7 protein-coding genes and 1 pseudogene are annotated in these 6645 nt (G+C 72.1%); 4 read left to right on the top strand and 4 right to left on the bottom strand.

The window, feature by feature from the left end; all coding sequences use genetic code 11:
- Together DY240_RS09085 and sigE are read right to left on the bottom strand one after the other, a co-directional pair.
- Positions 1–272: pseudogene (locus DY240_RS09085) on the bottom strand (anti-sigma factor family protein); the annotation flags it as partial.
- Positions 269–910, bottom strand: a complete 642-nt coding sequence (sigE, locus tag DY240_RS09080) for an RNA polymerase sigma factor SigE (RefSeq protein WP_119659613.1) — start codon at positions 908–910, stop codon at positions 269–271. The gene sigE and the pseudogene DY240_RS09085, both read right to left, overlap by 4 nt.
- Positions 911–1122: 212 nt before the next feature.
- Between sigE and DY240_RS09075 the strand changes: the two genes are divergently transcribed.
- Together DY240_RS09075 and DY240_RS09065 are read left to right on the top strand one after the other, a co-directional pair.
- On the top strand, positions 1123–1752 hold the full coding sequence (locus DY240_RS09075) for an O-methyltransferase (RefSeq protein WP_119659612.1): 630 nt from the start codon (positions 1123–1125) through the stop codon (positions 1750–1752).
- A 611-nt stretch (positions 1753–2363) separates the two neighbouring features.
- Entirely contained in the window at positions 2364–2873 is a 510-nt protein-coding gene (locus DY240_RS09065; protein WP_119659610.1) for a GNAT family N-acetyltransferase, read from the top strand.
- On the opposite strand, the gene DY240_RS09060 is transcribed toward DY240_RS09065, so the two are convergent.
- On the bottom strand, positions 2852–3403 hold the full coding sequence (locus DY240_RS09060) for a class I SAM-dependent methyltransferase (RefSeq protein ID WP_119659609.1): 552 nt from the start codon (positions 3401–3403) through the stop codon (positions 2852–2854). The genes DY240_RS09065 and DY240_RS09060 overlap by 22 nt on opposite strands.
- Before the next feature lie 96 nt (positions 3404–3499).
- A complete protein-coding gene (gene fdhD / locus DY240_RS09055; RefSeq protein WP_199701131.1) occupies positions 3500–4306 on the bottom strand; it encodes a formate dehydrogenase accessory sulfurtransferase FdhD in 807 nt (268 codons plus the stop codon).
- Positions 4307–4489: 183 nt separating this feature from the next.
- On the opposite strand from fdhD, the gene DY240_RS09050 reads away from it, so the two are divergent.
- Positions 4490–5521 carry an NAD(P)-dependent alcohol dehydrogenase gene (locus tag DY240_RS09050; protein ID WP_119659608.1) on the top strand — a complete coding sequence of 344 codons (1032 nt, stop codon included), beginning with the start codon at positions 4490–4492 and terminating at the stop codon, positions 5519–5521.
- 10 nt (positions 5522–5531) lie between these two features.
- Positions 5532–6581, top strand: a complete 1050-nt coding sequence (locus DY240_RS09045) for an amidohydrolase family protein (RefSeq protein WP_119659607.1) — start codon at positions 5532–5534, stop codon at positions 6579–6581.
- Positions 6582–6645 lie beyond the last annotated feature (64 nt).

Here is a 6645-nt window from a genome sequence, read left to right as displayed (position 1 = left end):
GGGCGCCACCCGGCCACGGGGGGCGGCTGCGCGGCCGGAGGCGCGGGCGGCAGCGGCTCGCCCGGCTCGGCCAGCGCCAGCAGGCTGGCGACGAGCCTCTGCGACGGCTCGACGGAGGGCAGCGAACGCAGCGCGTTGCGGGCGTCGCGCTCCAGCTCGACGGCCTCGCGGCAGTGCGCGCAGACCGTCAGATGCACCAGGGCGCGGTCGCGTTCGTCGTGTTCGAGGCGGTCGTCGACGAGGTCGCTGATCCGCTCGTCGAGGTGTCTCATGCGGAGTCTCCGTGTTCACGCGGCGCTTCGGCCTCGTGTTCGTCGAAGCTGAGCGCACTGGGGTCGTCGGGCGCACGGTGGTCGAGCGCGGCCCGTAGCTGGGCGCGTCCGCGATGGATGCGGCTGCGGACGGTGCCGAGCTTGATGCCCAGCGTGGCCGCGATCTCCTCGTAGGACAGGCCCTCGATGTCGCACAGCACCACGGCGGCCCGGAAGTCGGGCGGCAGCGCCTCGAGCGCCCGCTGGATGTCGGCCTCGAGCATGCTGTCGGTGATGACGCGCTCGGGCGTGGGCTCGCGGCCGTGCAGGCGCTCGGCGGCGTCGTCGGCCAGAGCGTCGAACCGGATGCGCTGCTTGCGGCGGACGGAGTCGAGGAACAGGTTCGTGGTGATGCGGTGCAGCCAGCCCTCGAACGTGCCGGGCGTGTACGACGACAGCGAGCGGAAGACCCGGACGAAGACGTCCTGGGTGAGGTCCTCGGCGTCGTGCGCGTTGCCGGTCAGACGGTACGCCAGCCGGTAGACCCGCCCCGAGTGCTCGCGGACGATCTCTTCCCAGCTCGGCGGCGTCCAGGTCTCAACGTCGGCCACCCGGGGTCCTTCCTCGACACGGCTCGTCGGCACGAGCGCTACGTCCATGGTCACCCATTGCCCCTTTCGTGGCCAATCAGGGAAGCCCCCCATCTATTCCCGACGTTCCCTGTCCTCCAGAACGATCCGGGACGGCCGCGGGGTTCCGGTTCCCACGATGCGGATGCTTGACGGCTTAAGCTCGGGACTGACACAGTTCGCGCGCGACACTGGACGTTCCGGACCTGGAGGCCGTCATTTCCACGGGCAGCACCACCGCCATCACGCCGGAGTCGTGGGCCTACGCGGAGACCTACCTCGACGAGGACCACATCTTCGGGCGGGCGCGGCAGCGCGCCGCCGAGGTCGGCGCCGTCCCCGTCGGGCCCGGCGCCGGGGCAGCGCTGCGCGTTCTGGCCGCCGCGCTCGACGCCCGCACCGTGGTCGAGGTCGGCACCGGCTGCGGCGTCTCGGGCCTCTACCTGCTGTCGGGCATGCGCGCCGACGGCGTCCTCACCAGCGTCGACATCGAGTCCGAGCACCAGCGGCTGGCCCGCGAGGCGTTCACCGAGGCGGGCGTGGCGGCCAACCGCACCCGGCTCATCGCCGGCGCCGCACTCGAGGTGCTCCCCCGCCTCACCGACGGCGCCTACGACCTCGTCTTCTGCGACGGCGACAAGACCGAGTACAGCGACTACCTGCAGCAGGCGCTGCGGCTGCTGCGCCCGGGCGGCGCGGTGGCGTTCGACAACGCGCTCTGGCACGACCGCGTCGCCGACTCCGCCCAGCGCGACCCCGAGACCGTCTCGATCCGCGAGCTGGCCCGCCTCGTCCGCGACGACGACCACCTGGTACCGGCGCTGCTCCCCGTCGGCGACGGCCTGCTCGTGGCGGTCAAGCGCGCCGACTGACCGTCGGCGAGTGGTCATTCCGCACGTCGGCCGTCCCCTGCTGCCCATGTTCGTCGCCGCAGACCCGCGGCCACGAAGGGGAGCTGTCAAGGGACAGGCGATGTGGGCGCACCTCACCCCGTGCCCGTTTCGCCCCATTTTGCCGGGTTGTGGACAGCCGTGATCATCCAGGATCGCCTACATCACCAGGATCACTCGAGCATCACCATGGCTATAAGCGTGTTGACGCTCAGGCAATCCTCGTGATGGCTCCCGAATCACGAGGTGGACGCCCCACGCCACCAACCTCACACGCAAACGCAACCGAACGCCTCGATGTGGGGATTCACCACGGGGGCCGGCGTCGGCTCCACGCCCGCCGAGGTCACGGGACGGCCGGCGACGACGACGTACGGGTCGCGCGTGCCGGTGTCGGCGACCGGTGACCCACGGCGTCGCGAGCTGTTCCTTCGGCGCCGGTTCGTCGTCCGAGTCCAGCGGAAGGCGGTCCCGGCGCGGCCGCCCCGCCCGGCCGGGTGGGGCAGCCGCGTCGGCCCGGTGAGCCGCCGGAAATCCGGCCGATTCCGTGATCCGGGCGAATGACCGGCCGGTAACCGGGCACGATAGGTCTCGTGCCGGAACTGGTCCGCCCCACAGTCGAGGTCCACGAGTCGTGGCTCGAGGCCGTCGGCGAGCCCGGCTACGAGCCGCGCTGGGCCGACGACCTGCAGCTGGCCGACATGGTGCGGCCCGAGGGGTTCGCCGCCTACGTCCGCCGGCAGATCGACGACGAGCGCGACGACGCACCGCGCGCCCGCGGCATGGTCCCGTCGACCCACCTCTGGTACGTCGACGGCCCGATCTTCCTGGGCCGGCTGTCGATCCGGCATCACCTGACCCCGTGGCTGCGCGACTACGGCGGCCACATCGGCTACGACGTCCGCCCGTCGGCGCGCCGGCAGGGCCACGCGACGGCGATGCTGCAGCAGGCGAAGCCGTGGTCGGCCAAGCTCGGCATCGACCCCGCGCTCGTCACCTGCGACGTCGACAACATCGCGTCACGCAAGGTCATCGAGGCCGCCGGCGGCGTCTTCGAGGACGAGCGGCACGGCAAGCTGCGCTACTGGGTCCCCGCCAGCTGATCGCCGGGCTTGGCCCAGACGGACACGTGGGCGCGGCTGTCGCCGGTGAACGGCGTGCGGTGCCAGTCGCTCCACCGGTCCCGCGGCGTGAGGCCCGCGAGCCGAGCCATCAGGTCCAGCTCCGCCGGCCAGACGTAGCGGTGCGGCGACGAGAACGTCCGCAGCTCGCCGTCGACGACCCAGTAGTGGTGCGGGACCGCCACCTGGCCGGCGAGGTCGCCGTACTCCTCGACGCCGAGGTGGTCCGGCGTGCGGGCGAAGTCGCCGACGGTGACGCCGACGGCGTCGGCGCCGGGCTGCGCGCGCAGCCGGCCCACCATGGCCGGCGACAGCTCGACTCCGTGCACCTCGACGCCGCGCCGGCTCAGCGGCAGCGCGATACGCCCGGTGCCGAGCTCCGGCGCCGGACCACCATCGGCGAGGTCGGCCAGTAGCTCGACCACAGGGTCGGCGGCGGCGGGCTCGAACAGCTCGGGCCACAGCCGCTCGTACCGCTGCGCCACCCAGTCGTCGAAGTGCGTCTCGGCCACGACGCCAGCATGACGACGCCGAGCACCGGCCGGCCAGGTGTTTTCTGGCCCGTGCGCCTCAGGTCCGGCGACGCCGCCGGGCGTGACCCGCGGCGCTCACGGACACGGTGCGACGCGGACGCGCTCGGAGTGGGTGTAGACGTTCATGCCGCCGCCGCGGACGAAGCCGACCAGCGTGAGCCCGCACTCGTCGGCGAGGTCGACGGCGAGGCTGGAGGGCGCGGAGACGGCGGCCAGCACCGGCACGCCGGCGGCGGCCGCCTTCTGGACCAGCTCGAACGATGCCCGGCCGCTGACCTGCAGGACGTGCCCAGTCAGCGGCAGCAGCCCGGCCATCAGCGCCGACCCGATGACCTTGTCGACGGCGTTGTGCCGGCCGACGTCCTCGCGGACGGTCACCGCCGACCCCGTGGCGGTGAACAGGCCGGCCGCGTGCAGGCCGCCGGTGCGGTCGAACACCCGCTGCTCGCCGCGCATGCGGTCGGGCAGCGTGGCCAGGACGCCGACGTCGATGCGGGTGAGGTCGTCGGCGAGCCGCCAGCGCAGCGAGGCGCGGACGTCGACCACGCGGTCGGCGCCGCAGACGCCGCAGGCGCTGGTGGTCTCGAACGCCCGGGCGCGGGGCGGCTCGACGCCGTGGGCGAGCGTCACCTCGATGGTGTTCTGCTCGTCGACGCACTCCTTCATGCCGGCGACGTCGGTGCGGTCGCCGATGGCGCCCTCGGCGACCAGCCAGCCGGCGATGAGGTCGAAGTCGTGCCCGGGTGTGCGCATGGTGGACGTGAGGATCTGGTCGCCGACGCGGACCAGCAGCGGCTCCTCGACCGCCAGGGTGTCGGGGCGCTGGGCCGACCGGCCCGGCCGCAGTCGGAGCACCGGCCGTCGCGTCGTCATCTGCCCCATGGCACCACCGTAAGGTCCGGAGTCCGCCACCGTCTCGCACCGGTGCGAACCGCTCCGGCACGAGCGTCGTAGCAGTGGTCTTACCCAGTTATCGCCATCCGATAAGCACCGTTCCCAACCCGCGTCCGGAGACGGCAGATTGCCTGACACCACCACGACTCAGCGACGAGGGAGAGGGTGCCGATGCGAGCGGTCCGGGTCCATGAATACGGCAAGGAGCCCTCGATCGACGAGGTGCCCGAGCCGGTGCCCACGCAGCCGTTGGACGTGCTCGTCCGGGTCGACGCGGCCGGCGTGTGCCGCACCGACCTGCACATCGTCGAGGGCCAGTGGGCGCAGAAGAGCGGCGTCGCGCTGCCGTACACGATCGGGCACGAGAACGCCGGCACCGTCGTCGACGTCGGCCCCGCCGTCACCAACGTCGCCGCGGGCGACCGCGTCATCCTGCACCCGCTGGTCACCTGCGGGTTGTGCCGCGCCTGCCGCGGCGGCGACGACGTCCACTGCGAGCACTCGCGCTTCCCCGGCATCGACTGCGACGGCGGCATGGCCGAGCTGCTGCTCACCGGCGCCCGGTCCGTCGTCAAGCTGGACGAGAGCCTGGCGCCGCGCGACGTCGCCGCGCTCGCCGACGCCGGCCTGACGGCGTACCACGCGGTCCGCAAGGCGTGGCCGCTGCTCCACCCCGGCACCCACGCCGTCGTCGTCGGCGCCGGCGGGCTCGGCCACATCGGCCTGCAGTCCCTGCTGGCCACGACGGCGGCCGAGGTCACCGTCGTCGACCTGTCCGCGGAGGCCCTCGACCTCGCCGCCGGCCTGGGCGCGCACCACACCGTCCGGGCCGGTGGTGACCACGTCGCGGAGGTGCTCGAGCTCACCGGCGGCGGCGCGCACGTCGTGTTCGACTTCGTCGGCGAGAAGGGCACCGAGGCCGACGGCGTGGCGATGACCCGGCGGGCCGGCTCGTACTTCGTCATCGGCTACGGCGGGCACGTCGACGTCCCGACGATCGAGCTGATCTCGCGGGAGATCAACGTGGTCGGCAACCTGGTCGGCTCGTACAACGACCTCGACGAGCTGATGGTCCTGGCCGCTCGCGGGCAGGTCAGGCTGCACACGAAGCTCTACGCGTTCGACGACGCGCTGCAGGCGCTGTCGGACCTCGACCACGGCCTGGTCCCCGGCGGCCGGGCCATCCTCGTCCCGGCGCTGTGAGGAGGCACCGATGTACAGCAAGGACGGCCAGAGCTACTTCGTCGTCGACAGTCACATCCACTTCTGGGACGGCACGCCCGCGAACCAGGCCAACCGCTACGGCGAGGGCTTCCTCAACTGCTTCTACGACTACCACCGCAACCTCAGCCCGGAGGACCGGGTGTGGTCGCTGGAGCACTTCCAGCGGCAGACCGAGGAACAGGTGATGCACGACCTGTTCGAGGAGGGCTACGTCGACAAGGCGATCTTCCAGCCCACCTACCTCACCGACTTCTTCGTCAACGGCTTCAACACCACCGAGCAGGACGGCGCACTGGCGGAGAAGCACCCGGGCCGGTTCATCGTCAACGGCTCGTGGGACCCGCGCGACGGCGAGGCCGGCCTGGAGCGCCTGGAGCAGCTGGCCGAGCGCTGGCACTTACAGGGCGTGAAGCTCTACACCGCGGAGTGGAAGGGCGACTCCAAGGGCTGGAAGTTGTCCGACCCGTGGTCGTACCGGTACCTGGAACGCTGCCAGCAGCTGGGCATCCGCAACATCCACGTGCACAAGGGCCCGACCATCTACCCGCTCAACCGCGACGCGTTCGACGTCGCCGACGTGGACGACGTCGCCTCGGCCTTCCCCGAGCTGCGGTTCATCGTCGAGCACGTCGGGCTGCCTCGGCTGGAGGACTTCTGCTGGATCGCCACGCAGGAGCCGAACGTGTACGGCGGGCTGGCGGTGGCGATGCCGTTCATCCACTCCCGGCCGCGCTACTTCGCCCAAGTGCTGGGCGAGCTGCTCTACTGGATCGGCGCCGACCGCATCACGTTCGCCAGCGACTACGCCATCTGGACGCCGAAGTGGCTGATCGAGCGGTTCGTCGACTTCCAGATCCCCGAGGACCTGCAGGCCGAGTACGGCGTCCTCACCCCGGAGATCAAGAAGAAGATCCTCGGGCTGAACGCCGCCCGCCTGTACGACATCGACGTCCCGGCCGAGCTGCGGCTGCCCAGCGCGGCGGAGCCGGACGAGGCGATCGGCTCCGAGCCGGTCCCGGTCGCCCCGGTGGCGCCGTGAGCGCCACGACCGCGTCGCCCGCCGCGAGCCCCCCAGGCGGTGGCGACGCCGCCCGGGCCGGCGG

Origin of the sequence: Jiangella rhizosphaerae (genome assembly GCF_003579925.1) — a bacterium.
Classification (GTDB): Bacteria; Actinomycetota; Actinomycetes; order Jiangellales; family Jiangellaceae; genus Jiangella; species Jiangella rhizosphaerae.
This window is presented reverse-complemented; position numbering and strand designations above follow the sequence as displayed.